This window comes from Oceanirhabdus sp. W0125-5 (genome assembly GCF_027938815.1).
GTDB lineage: Bacteria > Bacillota > Clostridia > Clostridiales > Clostridiaceae > Oceanirhabdus.
The window spans coordinates 1,633,638-1,658,700 of sequence record NZ_CP115913.1; the positions used below are offsets into that span (position 1 = coordinate 1,633,638).

Here is a 25,063-nt window from a genome sequence, read left to right on the forward strand (position 1 = left end):
ACTTTGAAAAAAGTTATCTATAAAAATGAATAAGGGGGAACTTTAGATGGAAAAAATAGCAATAATTACTGATAGTGCGTGTGACCTTACAAATAATATAATAGATGCGTTTAATATAAATGTACTGCCCTTTAGAATTATATATAAAGATAGAGAATATAGAGATGGGGTTGATATAGATCCAGAATATGTATATAATTCTCTAAAAACTGAGCAGCCAACAACTTCTCTTCCATCCATGCAGGATATGTATACACTTTATGAAAGATTGGTTTATGAAGGATATACCCATGCTATTGCAATAACATTGTCTAGTGGACTTTCAGGTGTGTTTAATGCATTGAAACTTGTTAGTCATGAATATAAAGATAAAATTCAGAGCTGTATCTATGATTCAAAAAGTATCTCTCTTGGAGAAGGAGCAATTCTTCAGGAGGTAGGCAAAATGGTGAAAGATGGAGTGAAGTTTGATGATATAGTAAATGAACTTCCTAATCTGAGAAGTAAAATTAAATTATTTTTTGTTTTTGAAACACTTGAGTATCTTATAAGAGGTGGAAGAATAGGAAAAGTCTCAGGTACAATAGGAGAATTGCTTAATATTAAGCCTATAGTATCTGTAGGGGATGATGGAAAGTATTTTACTTATGCTAAAGTTAGAGGAAGAAAACAATCCCTAAAGAAAATAATAGACATTGGAAAAGAAATGATAGATAAGAACTGTAAAATATGTATTATGGATGGTCAAGCAAAAGCAGAAGCTGAGAAAATATATAAGAGTATTAAAGAATACAGTGATAAATTAAACAAAGGATGCGTTGAACTTTTAGGAACAATCAGCCCTGTTGCAGGGGTGCATAGTGGACCAGGGTTTGTTGGGATAGGAGCGATAGAACTTTAAACCGTAATGGATAATGGATAATGTACAATGGAGAATGAAGGACATTTCTCTTCGAGAAATTTTAATCTTCTTGTTCTTTAGATAATGTGATGTTACTTGTTTCATTTGGAATGAAACATTGTATTTTAAATAAATAGTTTTGTCTTTAGAAAATAATTAAAAGATTACGATAGAATAAAAGTTTAAAATGTAATAGAAGATTAATTAAAAACAAAAAAAAGTTGGTGACAAGTTATTAAATGTCACCAACTTTTTTGTTTTATTCTAAAAGATTGAGTAATAGTGAAGTGTTAAGAAAAATAGTTGTATTACAAATACAATATTTTATCGAAGATAAAATGAGTAAAATCACTTAGTCTAAAGAACAATAAAATAAAGGTTCTGCCCACAAAGGCAGAACCATCAATCATTATACATTATCAATTATACATTATACATTTGATTTTAATTTTTTATTCAAAGAGTCTTCTAAAGCTCCCATCATGACTCTCTATTCTAAAGATCCAAAGCAAGATATTCGTCTTTAATCCAATTCATCTTTTTCATTATATAATAAAATCCAAGTGTCAATAAGGCTGGTGCGATTATCTGCATTATTAGAATCATAGCTAACAATTGTCCAGGTGGTGTTGTTGAGCTCATTGAAGCCCATGTACCAAATTGACCTACTAATCCGCTTGTACCCATTCCAGCACCTAATTTGTTATTTGTCATTTGTAATACGTAAGTTGATATAGGACCAAGTATTGCACCTGCAAGTATTGGCGGTATCCATATTTGAGGCTTCTTAACTATGTTAGGAACTTGTAACATTGAGGTTCCAAGTCCTTGTGAAATTAAACCTCCAACTCCATTGACTCTATAACTCATAACAGCAAATCCAACCATTTGAGCACAACAGCCAACTGTAGCTGCTCCAGCTGCTAAACCATCCATTCCAAGTGAAATTGCAATTGCCGCACTGCTTATAGGGGCAGTTAAGAACATTCCCATTAAAGCTGCAACAAGAATACCCATTGGAATAGGGTGGAGTTTTGTTGTTACATCAATTACATTTCCAAGATAGAGCATAAATTCAGAGATAGGTGGTCCAACAAATTTTCCTGCTAAGGAACCTAATATTATAGTAGTCATTGGAACTACAACAATATCTACTTTTGTTTTACCACTCACTAAATTTCCGAATTCAGCACCAACTACAGCAGCGACAAAGGCTCCAACAGGTCCTCCCAGAGAGTACCCGAATGCTCCGGTGGCTACTGATGAGAAAATTACTAAAGGAGGCATTTTAAAACCATAAGCTATTGCACATCCTATAGCAGCTCCAACAACAGGAGATTTTGCTCCTATTATTGCTGAAAATTCTTTAAGAAATCCTAAATAAGGTATTTGAGATAACTGTGATAAAATTAATCCAATAATTAATGAAGAAAATAAACCTAAGGCCATAAAACTTAAACCTGTTATAAAATATCTATTCAGGATATTCTTAAAGAAATTAGAACCTGAATTAATTTCAGATTTGTTATTCATAAAATCCCTCCTTCTTATTAAAAAAGAACAAGTAATATACACAGCTGTATATACACTAAAAGTATAACAAGGTTTTCTATAGTAGTAAAGAAAAAAATATCTACTAAAAAAAAATTAAAAAAATATGCAACTAAAATTTATATGTCCACGTATTTATATATGTGTTCCAAAGAATAGGAAAAACAATTATAATTAAGTAAAAAGAAAAAAATAAAAAAGTTTATAAAAAAGTGCAACTAAAATTTAAATTGCTCGTATTTATAAATGTGTGAAAAAACAACAAAAAGAATCATTATTAAAGAGGTTTCAAAAAAGTTTTAAAAAAAGTTTAAAAAAAGTGCAACTAAAATTTAAGGCTTAACGTATTTAATAATGTGTGAAGAAAGTAAGAAAAAGTAGCTTTCTAAGAAATTAAAAAAAAAAATTAAAAAAATTGCAACCAAAATTGAATTGCTTCGTTATTTATTATGTATAGACAATAATCACCCAATGATTATAATCAGAGTGATATTAAGTGTTGACTTAAAATGGATATGTAATATATAATATAATGAGCATGATATTCCTATAATGGGATAATAATGACTTGCATCAGTTGAATGCAACGGTAGGAATGGTTGACAATTGGTACAAGCTATTATAGACATGCTAACCAAAATAAACAAATATATATTTAAAACAGGAGGGGACTACGATGAAGGCGATTAAAAGAAAAATCAGCTTAATATTAGCTGGTTTAATGGTTGCAGGTGCTACTGCAACAATGCCAGTTAAAGCTGAAGGTACAGCAGTTGAAAAACCATCAATTAACTGGAATTTCTCTGACCACGAAAGAGTACAAGTAGGGGACAAAGAAGGAGTTTTCGTTACTTCTGATTACGAAGGCGATGTTCAATACTTAATCTGGATGAGAGATGAAGAAGGTAACTGGAAAGCTGGCGAGTACAGTGAAGCAGTACCAGCAAAAATCCCTTATTTCTTACAAACTGGTGGAGAATTAAAAGAGGGAGAAAACGTAATTTCTATTTGGGTTAAGAGAGCAGGAGCTGCTAACGAAGACCTTACTAAGTACAAAGAGGTTGATGCAGAGACTGGAAGAATGGAAGGATATGATTCTTACCACTTCTACAAAATAACTCCAAATGAAACAGTTGACTTAAACGCTGATGGTGATATTGAGTTCACTCAAAACGGAAGCGAATTAACTGTTAAAGGAATCAAAGGTATGCCAGAAGGAACTGAGTATGTTGCATTTGCTTGGGATCCAGTTGGAAACGAGTGGTTCAATAAAGATGGAGAAGCTTTAACTGACGCTGACAAGGAAGCTTGGACTGCTGAAGAATTAACAGTTAAGCTTGTTGAAGGTAAAAAATTATTATTAGACGTTTGGGCAAAAGCTCCAGGAGCTGAAAAGCGTCAAAACTACAAACTTACAATTGTTGAAGCTAAAGAAGTTGCTGGAACAGAAGTTTCTTTCACAACTGAATTAGATACAACTCCAATGTTCGGAGCTAACATGACTGTTGCTACTGAAAGCGCAGAAGTTGCTACTTACAGAATATTCAAAGATGGAGCTGAGATTACTTCAGAAGCTGCTAAAGTTAACGAAGCTACTTTAGTATTCCCTAAGCCAGCTGCTGGTGATGATATCGTAGTTAAATTCTTCGATGCTAACAATGCATTAGTTGGAGAAGCTGCTACTACAGTAGGTGGAGAAGGTTCTTTCTCAATTGAAGAGAAAGAAGTTAAAGAGTACGCTGTTGAAGCTGTACTAGATACAACTCCAATGTTCGGAGCTAACATTACTGTATCAAACGAAGACAGTGACGTTGCTACTTACAGAGTATTCAAAGATGGAGAAGAGATTACTTCAGAAGCTGCTAAAATTAACGAAGCTACTTTAGTATTCCCTAAGCCAGCTGTTGGAGATACTATCAAGGTTCAATTATTTGATGCTAATGATGCATTATTAAGCGAAGTTGAAACTACAATCAAGTAGTTTGAAATTAAAAAAAGTTAATTAAGAAATTTATTTATAAATTACGAATTAAAATGGAGGGTTTAGATATGAAGGGTAAAAAAATAGGTACTTCAGTTTTAGCTGCTGTAATGTTAGCTGGAACAACTGCTATGCCAGCATTAGCTGCTATGCCAACTCAATCAGTTGTTATCGGTGAGAAAGCATTTTCATTAGAGTATGCTAACAACGTAGAAAACATTAAGGAAATTCAAGAAGCATTAAAAGGAAATATCGATAAGATTTTCGTAAAATTCAACAATAAATGGTTCAACAACGATGGATCAAACTTAGCTGACGCTTCAGTTATCCCAGCAGTTGCTTACGTAACAGCTGACGGAACAGTTAACTACGAAGCTGGAGACGGTGAAGAAGTTACTGAAGGATTCAACATAGTTGACATCAGCCCAGTAGGAGTTAAGAAAATTAAAGTAGCTTTTAGCGATGCGGTTGATACTGATAAAGCTTCTTTCGAAGTTAAAAAAGGATCAATCGTAAGAAACCAAGATTCAGTTGAGTGGAATGATGAAAAAACTGAAGCTACTATCAACCTTTTAGGAATCATCAGCGAAGGTGATTACACAGTAACTGTTAAAGGTACTGATTTAGAAGGAGATGCTGCTAAGAGCACATTCTCAGCTAAAGATGAGAAAGTTACTACTATTGAAATTCTTGGAGATAAAGCTCCTGTTACTCATGTAACAGTTGGTACTGAGGAAAAGCAATACGTAACTGTTGATTACAAAGTTAAAAACCAATATGGTGAAACAATGAAAAATGAATCACCTAAAGTTACTGTAACATTAGATGCTAGAGATGAAGCAAAGAACGAATACTATGTTTCTGACAATGCTGTAGCATTAAAGATTCCTTTCACAGTAACAATCATTGATACAAACACTGGAACTTATGCTTCAAAAGTTATGACTCCAGTTGCAGAAGCTAAAGTTTCTAAAGTTGAACTTAGTGGATTATATAAATTAAAAGATGACAAGATGGTAGAAGCTACTGTAGATACTGGTCTTGATACTGGTTTAAGATACGTAGAAATCAAAGCTGAAGACCAATATGGTAACGCTATTACAAGCGAAACTGCTGTTGAAGAGCAAGCTACATTTGTAATTGCTGATTCAATCCTTAAAGTAACAGCTGAAAAGATTAAGAAGCATGACGATAAGTTATATGTTGAATTAGCTGCTGGAACTAACATTACTGCAATGGACTTAGAATTAAGAGTTGTAGCTAATGCTAATGGTAACACTGCAGTTCAAAAGATTTCAATCTCTGAAAAATCTAAGCTTGACAAGTTTGAGTTAGAATTACCAGAAGATCTAATCGTAGCTGGTGAGACTATTGAGTTCAAATTCAATGCTTACGACCAAAATGGTAAAGAATTATCAGAAGCTGATAAGAAAGCTTTAGCTTCAGTAGAAGGATTCCAAATAACTTCAAGTAATGGTACTTTCGCATTTGGATATGACTACGAAACTTCTAAAGCAACATTAAAGTTAACAACTGTTAATAACAATGTAGATATTCCTGCTACAGTTATGGTTGTAACTCCATCTGGACAAGTAATCAATAAGAGAATAACTGTTAAAGCTGCTGCTGTAGCTCAAGAGATCTCTCTTAAAGATATGACTAAATTAATGACTAAAGGTGCTGAAACTACAATTGATGAAGATAACTTAGTTATCACAGATCAATATGGAAGAGAAATGGAAGCAGAAGATTTCTTCGCAGCATACGAGCTTAAAGTTGAAGCAACTAATGCTGATGACAAAGACGTAACTCTTGAAGGAAATGAAGCTACAACTTCTAGTGCAATCGTTGCTGATAGTACTATAACATTCACTGGTGCAAAGACTGGTAAAAAAGGATTTGCTCTTAAGTTCAATAAAAAAGGTGCAGATAAAGTATTATTCACTTATGACTTTGCTTTAGAGACAGTTTCTGCTGATGATATCGCATCTTACGATGTTGAATTACCAGAGGTTCTTTACAATGGTACAACTGGTTCAACTGTAACAAATGATTACGCTAAAGCTTACAGTGTATTTGGTAAAACTTCTTCAGGTAAGGAGATTGCATTAAAAGCTGATACTGACTACATCATCAACTTCAGTGACACATACATTGATGATACTACTGTAGCTGGTAAGATCATGGGTAAAAATGCTGAGCTTGGAAAAGCAGAAGATAAGGATGATGAAAAAGATTTAGCAGTTCTAATCTTCACAAAGCATAATAATGGTACAATCTCTAAATCAATCAAGCTTAAGGAAGAAGCTCCTAAGATGGTTGAAACTAAGATTAAGAAAGATAAGACTGTTATCTACATTAAAGAAGCAGATGCTACAGCTGCTAAGATTGTTGAGTCAATCAAGTCTTACATCGAGCAAGTTGACCAATATGGTGTTAAGCATGCTTTAGCTGCTGATGAGTACGACTACTTAACAGCTACTAAGCCAAGTGATGATACAGTTGAGTTCTCTATAAATGGACAAAACTTCACAGTGAACAAAGATCTTGAAAAAGATACTTCATTCACAGCTACATTATTACAAGGAACAGACAAACTTAATGTAACTGTTAAGGTTGTAGAGTAATAATAAGTATATTAAGGAAGGGTTTAACCCTTCCTTTTTTTTATTGATTAATTTATCATGGTCTGATAAAATTCAATATAAGAAATACTATAAAAAGGAGAAAAAAATGATTATAAATAATAACAGAATAAGTATTAAGGATTCAAAAGAAAATTTAATAATAGATACGAAACAAGATACAAATAGAGAATTAAAATATAACTTTAAAATGAGCGATGATGAGTTATTACAATATTATGTAGATAAATATAAAGATGATATAAATAGTGATATTATAGAGAAGTTTTTAAATAATGCTATAGTAAATCAAAGAAATGATGTTAGCTTATCGATATTAAATTCTATAGAAAAAAAAGAAAATAAAATTTTTGGTAAAGTAATTGTATTTAATGGAGAGAGGGATAAGTTTAATTTAGATGAATTTCCTTTAAGATTATTAGATGAGGAAGGAAATAAAGTATTTTCAGGTGAATTTACTTCAGATGATTTAGTAAAGAAAGATGAGGCTAAGGTTGTAGATATATATTGTGAAGTGGAAGATAATATAGAAATATTAGAGGGGTTCAAATTAACATACTAATTGTTAAGGGATTATTAATATTATCGTAACCATTTTGTAATTTTTTTTCTTTATAATGGCAATATAATAGTTAGAGGGGGTGAAAGATTGAACGAGATTATTAAAATAAAAGGTCTTAGAAAGGTCTATAGAATGGGAAAAGAAAAGGTAGTGGCCTTAAATTCTATTGACCTTTCTATTAATAAAGGAGAAATATGTTGTATTCTTGGTACCTCAGGATCAGGTAAGTCAACATTGTTGAATATGGTAGCTGGACTTGAAAAACCCACTAGAGGTGAAATAATAATAAAGGGTAAGCATATTGAGAAAATGAATGAAAAACAAGTTACAAAATTTAGACAAGAGAATGTAGGGTTTGTTTTTCAATCATATAATTTGTTAACAAGTTTAACTGCTATAGAAAATGTGGCCATGCCGTTAATCTTCGGTGGTTGTTCTAAGAGGAAAAGAAATAAAATGGCTGGGAAAATATTGAAGGATGTTGGGTTAGGTGACAGACTTCATCATAAGCCTAGTGAAATGAGTGGAGGACAACAACAGAGGGTATCTATAGCAAGAGCTTTTGTTCATTCTCCGGAAATTGTTTTTGCGGACGAGCCTACTGGAAACTTGGATACAAAGACTACAATGGAAGTATTAAAGATGATTGTAGATATGGCAAAGGAAAAGAATCAAACATTAATAATCGTAACACATGATCCGGAAACGTGTATCTTTGCAGATAAAGTAATACATGTTAGAGATGGTGATGTTCAAAAAATTGAAGTGAAAGATGAGATTGCAGGGAGGAATAAAGTTGAAACAACGAATAGCTAGTATTTTATCATTGATTATGCTATTGGCAATAATCCCTTTTAACAGTGTGTTTGCTGATGGTAAAAAAGAGGTAGTAATTGAAGATTTAGTATATCCAAGAGAAGAAATACATAAAGGTGATAGATTTGGTGTAGGATTCAAGATAACAAACAATCTAGGTGAAAAGATGGAAAATGTTAAAGTTGAATATACATATGGATCATATCATACAATCAACCAATCAAATGTATTGGAGATTGGGGACATAAATGAAGGTTCTGCTGAGGTTGTACCAGCAATTATGTTAATATATAATGGTGGAGAAAGCACTAGAGCAGGATTTAAGGTAACATATACAACGGAAAATAATTTTACAGAACAAACAAAATCATTCTATATTCAATTAAAAGCTGTTCCAGACACTGGAGATGTTAGTGGGAGCACAGGAGATTCTAAAAATTACAAGCCTAACTTGATATTAAAAAATGGAGAATTACCTGTTGCTTACAGCGGAGAATTTAAGGATGTAACTTTAGAGGTAGAAAATAAATCAGATTATAATGCAAAAAATATTGCCTTTGAAGCTTTACTTAAAAGTAATGAAATATTTGAGCTTGGAGAATTATCTCCAATTAAGAGAATTGAGTCTTTAGAATCAGGTAAGACTTCAAAAATCACTTACAAGGTTAATGTGAAAGATGGAGTTAAGTCTGGAGTTTACCCAATAGAGATTAATTACTCATATGAGAATGAGTATAAAGATAGATGGGAACAAAATAAAATAGTTGCATATATAAAAGTTATTGCTAATGATAAGAATGAAAGTGTTGAGCTTAAGAAACTAAACCAAACTTCAAATTTAGTTTCTGGACAAGACTTTGATATACAGTTACAATTAGCAAATTCAGGAGATGAGAAAATAACAAATGTTAAAATAGAACTTCCTGAATTAAGTGGAGACAAGGTTATAAATAGAGAATCAAATACAATTTATATTGATGAGATAAATGCAAATGAAAAGAAAGAAGTAACTTTAAAATTAACAAGTTTTGAAGATCTACAAACAGGAAATTATCCAATTAAAGTTAAAGTAAGTTATAAGAATACTTACGGGGATGTTAAGGAATTCTTTGAAAACTATTACGTTAAGGTAAGCAAGCAAACATCTAACTTATTAATTGGAGAGATTAAAGCGTCTAAGAGAGTTTTAAAAGGTGAAGATGAATTTACATTAACAGTTCCAATTATGAATCTTGGAGATAAGAGTGAAGAAAATATATTCGTTACTGCAATAGGAAGTGATGGAATAGTAAATAATTCACAAAGTATGGTTATGATTGGATCAGTTGAAGGAAAAGAAACAAAGGTTGCAACTTTCAACTTTAGAGCACTTAAAGATATTACTGAAGGAAACAAAACAATTGCTATAAAAGTTACTTATGGTAATAAGAATATAGATTCTGGTTATGTGGTTTATAGTGAAAAAACAGACGGTAACACAAGTGTACCTAAGATTATAATAAGTAAATATACTCCAGAGCCTATGATGGTTAAGGCTGGACAAGAGTTTGACTTAAATTTAGCTTTCTTAAACACTCATAGAGATAAGACTGTTAGAAATATAAAGATCACACTTACTACACATGAGAGTAGTGAAAAAACTGGAAGTGTATTCTCACCAGTTAACAGCAGTAACACATTCTTTATTGATGAGATAACTCCAAAGAATGAATCTGAGATGAATATTACTATGTTCACTATACCAGATGCTAAATCTAAAACGTACACAATAGATGTAAAGATGGAATATGAAGATGAAAAAGGAACTCAATACAGTGCAACAGATCTAATTGGTATACCAGTAAGACAGCAATCTAAGTTCATGACATCAGATATTAATGTTCCTGAACAAATTGGAATTGGAGAGCCTATAAGACTTGATATTGATATAAGTAATACAGGAAAGATAGATCTTGCTAACTTTACTGTTAAAATTGAAGGTGATTTCAACGCATCAAATTCCACAACTTACGTTGGTAATATTCAACCAGGAGCAAGAGAGTATTATGATGTAGACTTATTTGCTACTAAAGAAGGAGAAAACATAGGAACATTCATATTCAGCTATGAGGAGCCAAGTGGAGATATAGTTGAAAAGAAAGTAGAAATAAAAACTAATGGTTTTGAAGTAAAAATGCCGGAAATTAATAACAACAATAATAATAGTGGTGGTGTCTATCCTCCAGATATGAATAATAAATCACTTGGTGAGAAACAAGGATTCCCATGGGTTAAGCTTGCTATTGGTGGTGTAGTAGTACTGATTGTTGTAATCATTATTGTTAGAGCTGCTAAGAAAAGAAAAAGAAAAAAGGAAATGGAGCTAGATGAATAGTTTAGATCTGTTTAGAATGGGAATCAAGAACCTGATGAGGAGAAAACTCAGAACATTTCTTACTGCGTTGGGGATAGTTATAGGAACGGTTTCTATAGTTGTAATGGTATCTTTAGGTATTGCTATGACAAAAAGTACACAAGACTTCGTGGATAGCATGGGTGATGTTACTATAATCGATATTAGACCAAGCTATGATGGAAATGCAAAGAAAAACAGTAACGGACAATATGTAATTGAGGGGAAAGCCCTTGAAGAAATAAAAGGAATGGATAATGTTGAAGCTGTAACACCTATGCAGGAAGATTACATGCTTATGATATCAGGAAAATATAGAGCCAATGTAAATATTGTTGGTATGGATATGTCAGTAGCAGATAAATTTGGTATTGAGATAGAAAAAGGCAGGATGATTTCGAAAGACGATAGAAATGCTATAGTTGTAGGGATGGAAGTTCCATTCAGATTCATGAATCCTAAGAACCAAGATGATGGAATGAGGATGTATGGTGGATATGGACGAGGAATGGATCAAGAAGAGAGAGTTCCAGATGTTAACATGCTAGAGGATAGATTGTATTATACATTTGATCAAAGTTATGGATATAACTATAATGATGGAACTAAGAAGGTTAAACCTGAAAAGATTGAATGTGTTGGTATCTTAAAGCAGGGTGACTGGAGAACTAATGGATATGTCTACATGGACATAGAGCAGCTTAAGAAAATTAAGACAAGTTATGAGAGAAAAAAAGGAACATATAAGAGAAAAAGAGATGAAGGATACAGCCAAATAAGGGTCAAAGTAAATGACGTTAAAAATGTAAAGGCGGTCCAAGAGAAGTTAAAGAATAATGGATATAATGCAACATGTATGCTTGACTGGGTAGAGGACATGAAAAAACAAAGTGCCATGGTTCAGATGATCTTTGGAGGAATAGGTGCTATATCTCTGTTAGTTGCAGCAATAGGTATAACTAATACTATGATAATGGCAATCTATGAAAGAAGAAAAGAGATTGGAGTAATGAAGGTTATAGGTGCTAGAATAAAGGACATAAAGAGACTGTTCTTATTGGAATCAGCATCTATAGGACTTATAGGTGGTACCATTGGACTCGGCGTCAGCTTTATAGCATCCCATTTCTTAAATATGTTAGGTAAAAATATGGGACCAGGAATGGGTGGAGAACCAGTTAAATTATCAATTATACCATTCTGGTTAGCTGCGTCAGCTTTATTGTTTACTGCTTTCATAGGATTAATATCTGGATATCTTCCAGCTAGAAAAGCAATGAAGTTAAGTGCATTAGAAGCAATTAAAAATGACTAAATAAAAAAGAGCTAAGGCTCTTTTTTATTTAGCGCTAATAATAAGTTTAAGTTCTCCTTCCGTATCGTCAAATAGAATTGAAGCAAGGTGGTCAGATTTTCGGGCAACAATGAAATTTGGATGTTCATCACGATCAGTTTCCCATCCGTCTTTTTCTAAAATTGAGGCATATTTATCTGTACTTGATTTTGTGTCACTAGGGGGTAATGAATATTCTGCTTTTGATAAGATGCCTTCTTCAGTAGATTCTGTGAATGAAATTTTTTGTGCTCCTGGATATTTGGGGAGAAAAGAAAATTCTGCAAAATAGGATATTTCAGCATTGTTGTTCTTGTTTTTATCACTATTCTCTCCGCCGTATTCACCTGTACAAGAGGTCATTGTAAATATACATATTGATAAAAAGAAATATAATAATTTTTTCATAATTGGTCACCTCATTCATAGTATGCATAAATTGTATAAGAAAAATTAGTGTAAAAATATGGGGCAAAAAATAAATCAAAATATGATATAATAAAGGTAAAAATCAAGATGGAGGTAAAAGTGTGTTGATAACTAATAAAAAAATAAACAAGTTTATAATTTTATTTATGACAGTTATTTCTTTTTTATCAATTAGTACAAAAATTGCTAGTGCTGAAATGAATAATGAAATCACTAAAATAATTGAAGAAAAGCAGCCTATAGATAAAATGTGGACAATCAAATTTAATAAGGCTATTGATGAAGTTTCTTTAAGTATGGACAAAGTATTTGTAACAGATATGTACGGTAAGAGGGTAGATACTGTTGTTTATGACCTCGTAGATAATAAAACGCTTCAGGTTATAAATTTAAATAAGTATGAATCAGGAAACACATATATTTTAAATATTTATAAGAATATAATGAACAGCAAGAATGAGGAGTTAGACAACTCATACAAAATATACTTTACTACTGAAGAATCAAGAAATAGTTATTTCAGAATAGAAGATACAGAAGTAATTACGTCAAACTTAATTAATATAAAATTCAATCAAGGAATTGATGAAAAAGCTTTAATACCAATTTTTTATGAAATTGTGGACAATGAAGGAAATATAATAAAAGGAAGCTACGATACTATGGACTTGAAGACCATAGATGGTAATGAAAATATTGTAACCCTAAGATTGCTGGAAAATAAATTTCGTGAAGATAGGATATATTCATTAAAAGTAATTGGTGAGCTTAAAAGCAAGCATGATACACGAATTAATGAAGGTAAAGAGCAAATTGTATTACTTAATACAAATACTGAAGGAAAAGAGTTTGGAATTGATAAAGTTGAAGCAATAAATAAGAATACATTAGAATTAACTTTTAATTCTCTTCCAGATAAGGTGAGTTCTGAATCAAAATGGAATTACATAATACACACTCCAAATGACAATGTTTTAGAGGTTTCATCAATTGTTAGAAGAGATGGAAATAAGGTAAGAATAAAGTTAACTAATGATATTTCACAATTTGGGAAATATAGATTAAGAATTAGTGGTGTTAAGGATTATAGTAAGGTAAGAAGAATTGATATTAATAATTATGAGTTTGATATCAATCAAGTTAGAGAAAATACATTGAAATTTGATGCTAAAGTTGTTGATGAAAAAACTGTGGAAATAATTTTTGATGAAAAAATGGACTACAATAGTGCATGTACAAAATATAATTATTTGATTGAGAGCAGAAACAGTGAATATTATATGACTTTCCAGCCAACAGCGGTATATTTTGATGAGATAACTCAAAATAGAGCAAAACTGTATTTTTCAATTAAGCTGAATGATAAAAAAGGATATAAAGTAAGAATCCTTCAAAATATTAAAAATATATATGGTGAAATGTATGATACTGAAGCAGTTGCTTATGTGGGATATTCAAATAGACCTAGATATTTCGATATAGATAGCGTTGATTTTTTAAGTCAGAGCAAACTGAAAATTACATTTAGCAGTGAATTAAAAACAACAGGAAAAAATTTGGATGTAAATAATTATGTGCTAGAACACTATGATGGAGATAATAGAAAAGTTATATTATCATGTAGTGGTGCAAAACTTGAAAATGGAAGAAGTTTGATTTTAGACTTTGATGGAATGAGACAGGATGAAGACTATATTTTAAAAATAGAGCAATTACAAGGATATTTTGGAGAGATTATAGATAAATATGATGATGGAATTAATATAAGCTATTAATTAAAAAAAATCTTTCTGCTTTTAATCATCATTACTATTTGAAATAGGAAACAGTCTGTTTTATTGCTAAACCTTAAATATTTACCAGAGTAGGTTTTGAGAGCCAATATATATATATTTTAATCATTAAGTAACGTAGATAATCAAACGAAAATAGACGTATAGACTATTAAGTAGGAGGGATGATATGAGCAAAAGAAAAATATGTTTTTTGGTAATTATGTTGATTATTATAAACATATTTGTTATACCACAAAAAAGTTATGGTGAACCAACAACTTTCATCACAAAAAAGAAAATAAAGAATGTTAATATTGATAAAGTATTCACTATAAAGTTTAGTGTTGAACTGGATTTATCTACAGTTAACAATAAATATTTTCAAGTGACTGATGATAAGGGGCATGTTGTTAATGCTTTGGTAAAACTCGATCCTAAGGATAAAAGAATTGTTACTGTAGAGTCACAGGCAAATTATAAACAAGGAAAGACTTATACAATCACTGTTGGTAAAGGAGTAAAATCAGTTGATGGAGAGTATCTTCCACATGGTATTAAGATTCCTTTTGAAACAAAGAACTTCTATGCTGGACTTCCTGCTGAAGAAGGGTTGATAATTATTGGGAATGAAGCTTATTCAATTGAGTACATAGCTAATAATACTTCTAAGAAAAATGAAATCTTAAAAGGAAACTATAAAGTTTTCTATATTGATGATTATATGAAGAATAAGATTAAAGATGTACTGGGATTTGGATACGTAGATGGAACAAAATTACCACCGGAATATAATTTTAGAAAACCATTGATATATATAGATCCTAATGGAGAAAGGATTCAGTATATATGGGATAGTGATGAATCGGAATTTAAGAGAGTAGATCCTGAAATAAAAATTCAAACAACAATTAATGCTAAAGATCCTTCAAAAAAGGTTATTATGGTTAAGGTTAAGGAAGTAAGATGGCTAGAAGGGGTTGAATATTTTAAGACAGGTAAGAGCAGCTCTTATTATAAGATAGATGAGGCAATGATCTTTTCATCTCCAGATAGTAATGAAAAGATTACACTATTCAGTGGTTCAATGACCAAAATAGCAGAAGCGGAGTTTAGTAGTTATTTGGAAGGTACATTTGTACGTAAGTTGAAATTATTTGATCAAAAAGGAGAAGGAAATTCTGCTGGAAATATAGTAAATAACGGATATGTTGCATCAGATGAAAATGGATATATCTTTTATAATAATACTGGCGATAAGAATAGACTTTATAAATATGATACAAATGGTTTATTCCATGGTGTAATAAGTGATGATTTCGCTCAGTATATAAATGTTGTAGATGAGTGGATATACTATAGTAATTACAGAGATAAGGCTAAGTTGTATAGAATGAAGGTTGATGGTTCTTACAAACAGAAGCTTAATGATGAATATAGTGCATTTATTACAATTGTAGGAGATTACGTATATTATAGTAATTACTCAGATAATGGGCGTATCACAAGAATAAGAAAAGATGGCAGTGATGCAACAGAAGATAATAAAGGAAACAAGCATGGACATCCTTTAAGCAATAATGTTAGAGATGAAGCCTTTTTCTTGAACTATGTAGGGGAATGGATATATTACAGTAATATAAATGATCATCACAGAGTTTACGCTGTTAATACCAGTGGTACCTACAGAAAAAGATTAAGTGATGAAGGTGCTAGTTCAATTCAAGTAGTGGATGACTGGATATATTATACCAATAATAAAGGTGAACTTAGAAAAGTAAGATCAGATGGTTCAAAAGAAACTCAGGATTTAAACAGTGTAGTTTCAAAGTTTGAGAGAGGGTATTTCTTCAATGTTGTAGATGATTGGATTTACTATAGTAATGCCAAGGATTCAAACAGACTATATAAAATTAAAACTGATGGAACACAGAATACAAGATTAACATTTGAACCAGTAACCTATATAAATATTGCTTACAATACAATCTATTTTGTAAGTAAAGGGGACATGTTTACTGTACCTATCGATACTAATGGTAAAATAAAACCAGTTGAAGTAAAGAAGGTTGTGAGTGATAAGAAGGTAGTGCAGGTTGATGATATAAATATACTTGTACCTTATGAACAGGTTAATGAGACCATAGAGTGGCTTGAAAATGAACACCTTCCTACTAAGGTTACAGGAATTATGAGTGACAACAGAATTCAACAGATTGTTGTTCAGTGGGATAAGAAAGATGTTAAGATAAGAGATGGTGTTAGAACGTATAGAGGGAAACTTATTGGATATAATCAATTTATTGAACTTACTATGAGAATACCATCAGAAATGTTAAATGAAACAACTACCATTGCAATATACAATAATGCTGGCGCTAGAAACGGACATATTGAGGTATACAGTTTGCCAGTAAAGAATGATGAGGTTAATAATCCTCCAAAACTCCAAGAAGGAGATATCTTAAATCTTTATGCAGATAAAGATTTAACCAAGCTATTAAGAACAACTGTTGTAGCTAGATATGGAATTCATAATAAAGGGATATTCCAAAGTGTTGATCTTGATAGGTATGGAACTAAAGAATATTATATAAGCATTAAAAGACATGGAAAGGCTGAGAGCCAGGGAACTAAATTTACAGTAGGGGAAGCGCCTGTCATAACTAACTCAATTCATAAACCTGTAAGGGATATAGATGATGAGGGATTAGGAATTGATGGAAGAGATTTCTTTATTGAAGAGATGAGAGTAACTAATAATAAAGCAGTAATAGATAATTATATTTATCTTACATCAAAAGGAGCTCAGTTAAAATTACAAGCAGATGATATAATACCTTTTGACTCTAAAAAGGTATCAGGGAACTCTTGGATCGGAAGAAGATATCAAGATGAAACAGTTGAAGATAAGGTAATGATGAATATTGATAGTTTTGGTAATCTGTTATTGGGTACTGATTATGATTTATTCTTAGTAAGCAGATACACTGACAAAGGATCAGCTGATAATAGAGGACAGAGTCCACTTATACTTGGTTGGGCAGTTAGTGAACCAGGAACTATAGCAGTAACATCAGAAGAACTTCCATATGATCCAGGATTAAAAACAGAAACTAAAAAGTATGGAGAAACAGTTACTTTAGGAGTTACACCTAAACCAGGAGAAGTGGCATACTTAGTACCTGTTTGGGAAAGTAAGTTTGAAGAGCCTGGATATGGTGGAAATAAAGGATATAAGGATTATATAGATGAAACATGGTTAAAAGATGCAAAAACATGGTTGTATGATGCTAAAACATGGTTGAAACAGAATGGTCCTTGGCCATTTAAAGATGGACATCCAGCAGTGGAAAATGGATATATTACGAAACTTGAAGGTGATGGAAGTACTAGAATTATGCCAGTTCCTACAGGATTCATATATTCACCAGAGGGAGATTTAGAGAAGATAAACAGTAAATTTTATGCTCCAAATATTAAATATAAATTAGTTATAATAAATGATATTGGGGTATCAGCTGTTTCAAATGGTACATTGACAGTTGATAACAAACCACCAGTTGTTATTCAAGATTTCATTGACGGTGATAATAAATATATAAAATCTGGTGAACCTATTAGATTCCAGAGTAAGTATGAAAATGCAGATATTTATATATCATATCAATTAGATAACTTGACAACAATAGAGCAATTAGAAGATGCTGTTAGAATTAAGGCTGCATATAAATTCTCAATACTAAGTGGTGTTACAACACTATTACCATCTAATGCTATTAAACCTGATACTCAAAAAGATCACTTAAACTACAAAATAATGATAGCTGATAAGGTGGGTAACTTAAGAGAAGTAGCATTGATATCTGTATATGTTGATACAAGTGAACTTGAACAGATTATTGAAGATGCTACTGTAGCAATTGCTTCAGGTAATGTTTTAGAGCTTGAAGTGGATCTGTTAAAGGAGAAGCTTGAAGAAGCTCAAACTATGCTTGATAAGATAAACAGTCCATATAGAACAGATATTGTTACTCAGAGTGAAATTGATAAAAACGTAAGAGATTTTAGAAACCTATTAATTCAATTAGGTGTTCCTCATAAGAATGATGATTTGAAAATCTATGAGCAGATTGAATTAACTAAGAACTTCTTGAAGAAATTAAGATTCTTCAATAACCATAGTGCTCAAGTAAATGTAAATGAGATAGATCAAGATATCTGGTTACCAACAGAATTTGGTTATAAAACAGATTACAACTTTACTATTAAATGGGAAGTAAAAGATGAAGGCGCAGTTGCAAAGTATGTTGAAACCCAAGGAAACAATATTGGTACAATATACAGACCATCAGGAGAAAATCCAGATGATAAATCAGGTCTTGTTCTTAAAGCTACAATCATGAATGAATCAGGACCACTTCCAGGAGATGTAACTCATTTCATAACTATAAAGGCTAAGAAGTTTATTACAAGTGTAACAGTACCATTAAGCAACAGAGCTGTAATAAGTTCAAGAGGTGTTAATATAGATTCAGAAGGAGATATAGATGTAAAAGTATTTGATACCGATGCAAATATGTTTACTGATTCTATAACATATGATGGAATAACTTATAACTTTGATGTTAAGAGAAACAGTAACGGAATAGATTGGGATGTTATTGTTCTTACAAGCGGAGCAGATGCTGGGGCATTAACAGGTGAAACAAGAAATATTCAGATTACAATCAATGGTGTAATAATGAATAAACAAGTTAAACTTAGAATACCAGCAGATGGAAGCGATGCTGTTATAATGGGATATTAAGAATAAAAGAGGAGAATTCTTTGGAATTCTTCTCTTTTTTTTATAAGTAGTTAGATTTTCATGGAAAGTGAGCAATGGTTAAATGAAAGTTAAGTATATGTTAATTTGTATAGTTTATTAACCATAAAACAAGCTTTAAAAGAGGAGAAAGGAAAAAAAAGCTAGGAGGAGCAAATTGTTGACATTGAATGAAAAAGAATAACAAGTTATAATTAAATTATTAAATATATTAAAGAATTGTGACGAATTTATATAATTATTAACAAATGAATAAAAATGTGATAACATAATAGTTGGTGTAATTTATCTTATTATGTAAAAATAATTAACCGATGCATTAATATGGGATTTTTGGGAGGAAGTTGTATGAAAAGTTTTTTTAAAGAAAGGAAATATCTATTGCCGTTTATTTTTTTAGCAATGATATATCCATTAATTGTACAAGCTAAGAGGTTAGTACTAAAAGGTGATTTTTATAAGCATTGGAATGGTAAAACAATATGGTATGACTTTTTTACATATTATAAAAGTCAAGCCTTAGGGATAATTGCTATTATTCTAATGTTTATAGTAATATATAAGTTTTTTACTGATAAGGAAGTTCTAGAGAAGTTAAAGAAGCAAAAGGTTATCTTTATCCTTTCAGGAATATACGCACTTTTAATAATTGCTTCTACAATTTTCTCAGCAAATAAAGCTGTTGCTGTATTTGGATTTGTTGAGTCTAATCAAGGGATGTTAACTCAATTATCATATATTGTGGTGTTTTTATCAGCAATACTTTTAATAAAAGATAAATATGATGTAAAGATAATTATAAACTGTTTATTAGTAGGTTCCTTAATTATTTCAGCTATAGCAATATTCCAATCAGTTGGAAAGGATTTATGGCAGAGCGAACTGGGAAGAAAGATAATGTTTATGTTTAATTCAGATTTAAGTAAAGAATTAGGTAAACTGAAATTCAAAAATCTAGTATATGGAACACTATATCATAAAGATTACATGGGAAGTTACTATGCAATGATAGTTCCTTTAACACTTGGTCTTACATTATTAAGTGAAAAAATACTTAGTAAAATCGCATATGGAATTGTATTTGCAATATCTACGTATACATTAATTATATGTGAATCAAGAGGGGGATTAGGAGGAGCGATTTTCGGAATTGCTATCGTTTTAATATTTACATTAAGAAAAGTATTAACTAGCTGGAAAAAGGCTTTAATAATAGGATTGAGCTTATGTGTTATAGTAGTAGGAGTTAACCTAGCACTGAAGAATAAGATTGGTGAACAAGCTAAGAAGAACTTAGGAGTAATTACACATAATATTAAAGAACTTTTTTCAGAGAATAAAGAATTTGATATAAATACAGCAACAGAATTAAGAGAAGTTATTAATGAAGAGAATAGAAAAGGATTTGTAACAAATAGTGAGTCAATTGTGTTTTCCATGTTAGAGGGAAGTGTGAAGATAAAAGATGCAGACGCTAATCTGATTGAATATACAATAAATGAAAAGCTTGAATTTACTCTAAAGGATGAGAGGTATAAGGACTATAAGATAAGATTAGCAAAACATAATAATGATTTTATATTAACAGTGGAAAAAGGAAGAATACGTTTTTGGTATGATCTTACAAAATATTCTATAAAACTGATTAATAATAGGTTTAATGAGATAGAAAATACACCTATTGAAAAATGGGGATTCAATGGTAAGGAGAGGTTGCTTACTGTAAGAGGATATATATGGTCGAGAAGTATACCTGTTTTAAAGAATGCTAAGTTTATTGGATATGGACCAGATACATTTATTATTAACTTTCCGCAACATGATTTTATAGGGAAGTTATACGGTTATAGTGATATGAACCACATAGTGGATAAGCCTCATAATGTGTATCTTCAGATAGCTTTAGATAATGGAATATTGGCATTAATCATATTTATGAGTATTATTCTATTTTATCTGTTTAATTATTTAATAATAAATATTTTCAAAAGAGGAATTAGGGAAGAGTTCATAATATCTTCAGCCACAGCAGCTGCTATTTGCGGATATCTTGTAACAGGAGTTATTAATGATAATAGAGTATCTGTTGCACCGATATTCTTTATGTTAATAGGTATTGGATTTGCTACTATGTATATAACAAAGATAAGTATTGAAACTTCACGGTAGAATCTCTATATAATGAGAAATAAAATTAAATTCAATAAATTTGAAAACTGAATAATCACTAAAATTAAAGTCGAAAAATGTAAGGTAAAGAAAAAGTTGACAGAAAAGAAGGCTGTGTGTTAAAATTGCCGAGGGTTGATAATAAATATAAAAAATAGGGAAATATTGGTTGAATTGAGTCTTAAGATTTTATTATAGTTTTAGTTTCTAGTAAATCAGTATGAATATTAATTATAAGATGGAGGGGTATTATGGAACCGAATTTGCAGTTAGAAGAATTTGTTAATGAGTATTCCACGGAGGTTGTGTGGCCTAATTTATGGTATTTTTCTATAAAGAGAGTGATAGATATCATTGGGGCTTTAGCTGGTTTAATTGTCCTCAGTCCAGTTTTTTTAATTATTGGGATTTCAATAAAAGTTGGATCAAAAGGAAAGGTTATTTTTGGACATACTAGACTTGGAATGAATGGGAAGCCTATAAAGGTTTATAAATTTAGAAGTATGTATGAAAATGCAAAAGAGATGATGGAAAATTTCACTCCAGAGCAAAAAGAAGAGTTTGAGAAGAATTTTAAATTAGAGAATGATCCTAGAATAACTAAGATAGGTAAGTTTTTAAGAGAGTCAAGTTTGGATGAACTACCGCAGTTGATTAATATTCTTAAAGGTGATATGACAATAGTTGGTCCAAGACCAATAGTAGAAAGAGAAATAGAGAAATACGGAGTATATGGAGATAAATTTTTAAGTGCTAAACCAGGGTTAACAGGTTTATGGCAAGTTAGCGGAAGAAGTGATACAACTTATGAAGAGAGAGTTCTTCTTGATATGGAGTATATAGATAAGAGAACTGTTTTAGGAGATATAGTAATAATTTTAAAAACTGTTGGAGTTGTATTTAATAGAATAGGAGCGAGATAGAGGAGGACAGCATATGTTATGTGCTTTAATAATGGCTGGTGGAAAAGGGAGCAGGCTTAGTCCATTATCAACAGAAGCGAAACCTAAACAGTTTTTGAAGTTATTTGGTGATAGGACAATGATTCAAATGACTGTTGATAGAGTGCTGCCACTGATACCAATTGAAAAAGTTTTTGTTGTAACTGTTAAGAAGTATGTTTCTTTAGTTGAAGAACAGCTACCTGATCTACCGAAAGAAAATATTATTATTGAGCCATATAGAAAAAATACTGCACCATGTATAGCGCTATCGGCATTTCACATAAATAAAAAATATCCTAATGCAACAATGGCTGTATTGCCAGCTGATCATCTTATTAAAGATGAAGATGAGTTTTTAAAGGTTTTAAAAAGTGCAGATAAGTTTGTTTGTGACAAAAATGAAGCAATAATAACTGTGGGAATGAAACCAGATAGACCAGAAACTGGATATGGGTATATTAACTTTGGGAATGTAGTGAAGCTTCAAGATGATCATAAGGTTAGAAAAGTTGAAAAATTTGTTGAGAAGCCTGATTTGATTAAGGCGAAAAAGTATCTAATTGATAGAAATTATTTGTGGAATAGTGGGATGTTTATTTGGAAAACAATAAATATTCTTAAATTAACTCAGAAATATCTTGAAAATACATTTGAAGTATTAAGTGTAATTGCTGTTACTTGTGAAAATGATTATGAAACGGTACTTCAAGAAAAATATGATAATGTTGATGCTATTTCTGTAGATTATGGAATTATGGAGAAGGTTGATTCAATATTTGTTATTCCAGGAGAATTTGATTGGAATGATGTGGGGATTGAACAAGTTGTAGGTATATCATAAATAATAGGTGCAGAAGTAGAATGGAGGAAGAGTAATGTCAATTAGTATAATATGTCCGTTATATAAAGCGGAATCATATATAGAGAAACTACATTCAAGTATAATGAATCAAAAAAATATAGAAATATTAGAAATAAAGTATATTTTAACTGAGTGTGGGGATAAAACAGAAGAAATTTTGAACAGATTAGGGGCTTATTACGAAAAAATTTCACCAGTTGAATTTTCGCACAGTTTAACAAGAGAACATGCGGCACTAACGTCTAAAGGAGATATTATTGTTTTTATTACTCAAGATATTATAATAAATGATGAATTATGGTTATATAAATTAACTAAAAATATTAGAGAAGGAAATTGTCAAGCGGCATTTTCACGTCAAATATGTGATAACAATTCAATAGAAAAATATACTAGAATGAAAAATTACCCATCACAAAGTAGGGTTGTATGTAAAGAAGACATTGAAAAATTAGGTATAATGACTTTCTTCTTTTCAGATGTTGCATCAGCTATTGATAGAAAAATATTTGAAGAGTTAAATGGATACGATGGGAAAGATTTGCTAACTAATGAGGATATGTATTTTGCTCATAAACTAATTAAAAATGGCTACAAGATTATGTATTGTGCTGAAGCTGAAGTTATTCATTCTCATCAATACACGTTTAAACAGTTGTTTAAAAGATATTTTGATCAAGGGGTATTTTTAAGACAACATAGTTATCTTGGTGATTATGGAGCAAATAGTAGTGCAATTTCACTATTAAAATATATTTTAACTCAATCTCTAAAAGAGAAAAATTATAAAGTTTTAGTTAGAGTGGTTCCAAATTTTGCAGCTAGATTTTTAGGGAATAAATTTGGTCAAAAATATGAAAAAATATCTAGGAAGAAAATAAGAGAATTTTCTTCAAACCAGTTATACTGGGATAGAATAAACTAAAGTTGGAGGTAAAAAAATGAAGGGAATAATATTGGCAGGGGGAGCAGGAACTAGACTACACCCAATAACAAAATCTGTATCAAAACAAATATTACCTATTTATGATAAACCAATGATATATTATCCGATGTCAGTACTAATGTTATCGGGTATAAGAGAAATTCTTATAATTTCTACCCCTAGGGATATTGATACTTTTAAAGAATTATTTGGAGATGGAAAGCAATTAGGATTAAGAATTGAGTATGCTATTCAAGAAGAGCCAAGAGGTCTTGCAGATGCATTTATTGTAGGAGAAGAGTTTATTGGCAATGATAGAGTTGCTCTTGTTTTAGGAGATAATATATTTTTTGGATATGGATTTACTGAAAGATTACAAAGAGCAGCGGAACGAGAGCAGGGATCTACAATATTTGGTTACCATGTTAGTAATCCAAAAGCGTTTGGTGTTGTCGAGTTTGATGAAAATAATAATGTAATATCTATAGAAGAAAAGCCAGAACATCCTAAGTCTAATTATGCTGTACCAGGATTATATTTTTATGATAATGACGTTGTGGAAATTGCAAAAAATGTTAAACCGTCTGCTAGAGGTGAAATTGAAATAACTGCTGTAAATAATGAATATTTAAGAAGAGGTAAGCTTAAAGTTGAATTATTAGGAAGAGGAATGGCATGGCTTGATACAGGAACTCATAGAGGGCTTTTAGATGCTGCTAATTTTGTTGAAGCAGTTCAAACGAGACAGGGGTTGTATATTGCCTGTTTAGAAGAGATTGCATATAGAAAAGGATATATAGACAGAGAGCAATTATTAAGATTAGCAGAACCGTTGAAAAAGGTTGAATATGGGGAGTATTTGCTTAAAATTGCAAATGAAGAGTCAAATAGTGCATTAGATGAAGTTGCTGCAGGAATCATATAGAGTATGATTATGATGATTGATACCTTAT

16 protein-coding genes are annotated in these 25,063 nt (G+C 31.2%); 14 read left to right on the forward strand and 2 right to left on the reverse strand.

Features of this window, described 5'->3' with window-relative positions; all coding sequences use genetic code 11:
- Positions 1 to 46 precede the first annotated feature (46 nt).
- Complete coding sequence (locus tag OW730_RS07770; RefSeq protein WP_271228481.1) at positions 47 to 901, forward strand: DegV family protein; 855 nt, start codon at positions 47 to 49, stop codon at positions 899 to 901.
- A gap of 495 nt (positions 902 to 1,396) precedes the next feature.
- Here the strand turns inward: OW730_RS07770 and OW730_RS07775 are convergent, their stop codons facing one another.
- Complete coding sequence (locus OW730_RS07775; protein ID WP_271228482.1) at positions 1,397 to 2,434, reverse strand: PTS transporter subunit IIC; 1,038 nt, start codon at positions 2,432 to 2,434, stop codon at positions 1,397 to 1,399.
- Between the two features lie 694 nt (positions 2,435 to 3,128).
- On the opposite strand from OW730_RS07775, the gene OW730_RS07780 reads away from it, so the two are divergent.
- The 6 genes from OW730_RS07780 (at position 3,129) to OW730_RS07805 (ending at position 12,163) form a co-directional block, all read left to right on the forward strand.
- Positions 3,129 to 4,433, forward strand: coding sequence for a hypothetical protein (locus tag OW730_RS07780; protein ID WP_271228483.1), 1,305 nt, complete (start codon positions 3,129 to 3,131; stop codon positions 4,431 to 4,433).
- Positions 4,434 to 4,501: 68 nt separating this feature from the next.
- Complete coding sequence (locus tag OW730_RS07785; protein WP_271228484.1) at positions 4,502 to 7,060, forward strand: hypothetical protein; 2,559 nt, start codon at positions 4,502 to 4,504, stop codon at positions 7,058 to 7,060.
- 106 nt (positions 7,061 to 7,166) lie between these two features.
- A complete protein-coding gene (locus OW730_RS07790) occupies positions 7,167 to 7,640 on the forward strand; it encodes an SLAP domain-containing protein (protein WP_271228485.1) in 474 nt (157 codons plus the stop codon).
- 87 nt (positions 7,641 to 7,727) lie between these two features.
- Positions 7,728 to 8,456 (forward strand): ABC transporter ATP-binding protein, encoded by a 729-nt coding sequence (locus tag OW730_RS07795; protein ID WP_271228486.1) that lies wholly within the window; start codon positions 7,728 to 7,730, stop codon positions 8,454 to 8,456.
- Positions 8,437 to 10,830, forward strand: a complete 2,394-nt coding sequence (locus OW730_RS07800) for a COG1361 S-layer family protein (protein ID WP_271228487.1) — start codon at positions 8,437 to 8,439, stop codon at positions 10,828 to 10,830. Before OW730_RS07795 ends, OW730_RS07800 begins: the two co-directional genes overlap by 20 nt.
- Before the next feature lie 16 nt (positions 10,831 to 10,846).
- A complete protein-coding gene (locus OW730_RS07805) occupies positions 10,847 to 12,163 on the forward strand; it encodes an ABC transporter permease (RefSeq protein ID WP_271228488.1) in 1,317 nt (438 codons plus the stop codon).
- A gap of 24 nt (positions 12,164 to 12,187) precedes the next feature.
- Here the strand turns inward: OW730_RS07805 and OW730_RS07810 are convergent, their stop codons facing one another.
- Complete coding sequence (locus OW730_RS07810; protein ID WP_271228489.1) at positions 12,188 to 12,589, reverse strand: hypothetical protein; 402 nt, start codon at positions 12,587 to 12,589, stop codon at positions 12,188 to 12,190.
- Positions 12,590 to 12,711: 122 nt separating this feature from the next.
- Between OW730_RS07810 and OW730_RS07815 the strand changes: the two genes are divergently transcribed.
- The 7 genes from OW730_RS07815 to rfbA all read left to right on the forward strand — a co-directional run bounded on the left by OW730_RS07815 (position 12,712) and on the right by rfbA (position 25,035).
- Positions 12,712 to 14,385 carry a hypothetical protein gene (locus OW730_RS07815; protein WP_271228490.1) on the forward strand — a complete coding sequence of 558 codons (1,674 nt, stop codon included), beginning with the start codon at positions 12,712 to 12,714 and terminating at the stop codon, positions 14,383 to 14,385.
- 187 nt (positions 14,386 to 14,572) lie between these two features.
- Positions 14,573 to 19,192 carry a DUF5050 domain-containing protein gene (locus tag OW730_RS07820; protein ID WP_271228491.1) on the forward strand — a complete coding sequence of 1,540 codons (4,620 nt, stop codon included), beginning with the start codon at positions 14,573 to 14,575 and terminating at the stop codon, positions 19,190 to 19,192.
- A gap of 366 nt (positions 19,193 to 19,558) precedes the next feature.
- Positions 19,559 to 21,379, forward strand: a complete 1,821-nt coding sequence (locus tag OW730_RS07825) for an O-antigen ligase family protein (RefSeq protein WP_271228492.1) — start codon at positions 19,559 to 19,561, stop codon at positions 21,377 to 21,379.
- A 248-nt stretch (positions 21,380 to 21,627) separates the two neighbouring features.
- The gene (locus OW730_RS07830) at positions 21,628 to 22,302 is read left to right on the forward strand and encodes a sugar transferase (protein WP_442945438.1); all 675 of its coding nucleotides are present in this window, start codon (positions 21,628 to 21,630) and stop codon (positions 22,300 to 22,302) included.
- Positions 22,303 to 22,315: 13 nt separating this feature from the next.
- A complete protein-coding gene (locus OW730_RS07835; RefSeq protein ID WP_271228494.1) occupies positions 22,316 to 23,164 on the forward strand; it encodes a mannose-1-phosphate guanylyltransferase in 849 nt (282 codons plus the stop codon).
- A gap of 34 nt (positions 23,165 to 23,198) precedes the next feature.
- A complete protein-coding gene (locus tag OW730_RS07840; protein ID WP_271228495.1) occupies positions 23,199 to 24,110 on the forward strand; it encodes a glycosyltransferase in 912 nt (303 codons plus the stop codon).
- A 16-nt stretch (positions 24,111 to 24,126) separates the two neighbouring features.
- Positions 24,127 to 25,035, forward strand: a complete 909-nt coding sequence (rfbA, locus tag OW730_RS07845; protein ID WP_271228496.1) for a glucose-1-phosphate thymidylyltransferase RfbA — start codon at positions 24,127 to 24,129, stop codon at positions 25,033 to 25,035.
- Positions 25,036 to 25,063: the final 28 nt, after the last annotated feature.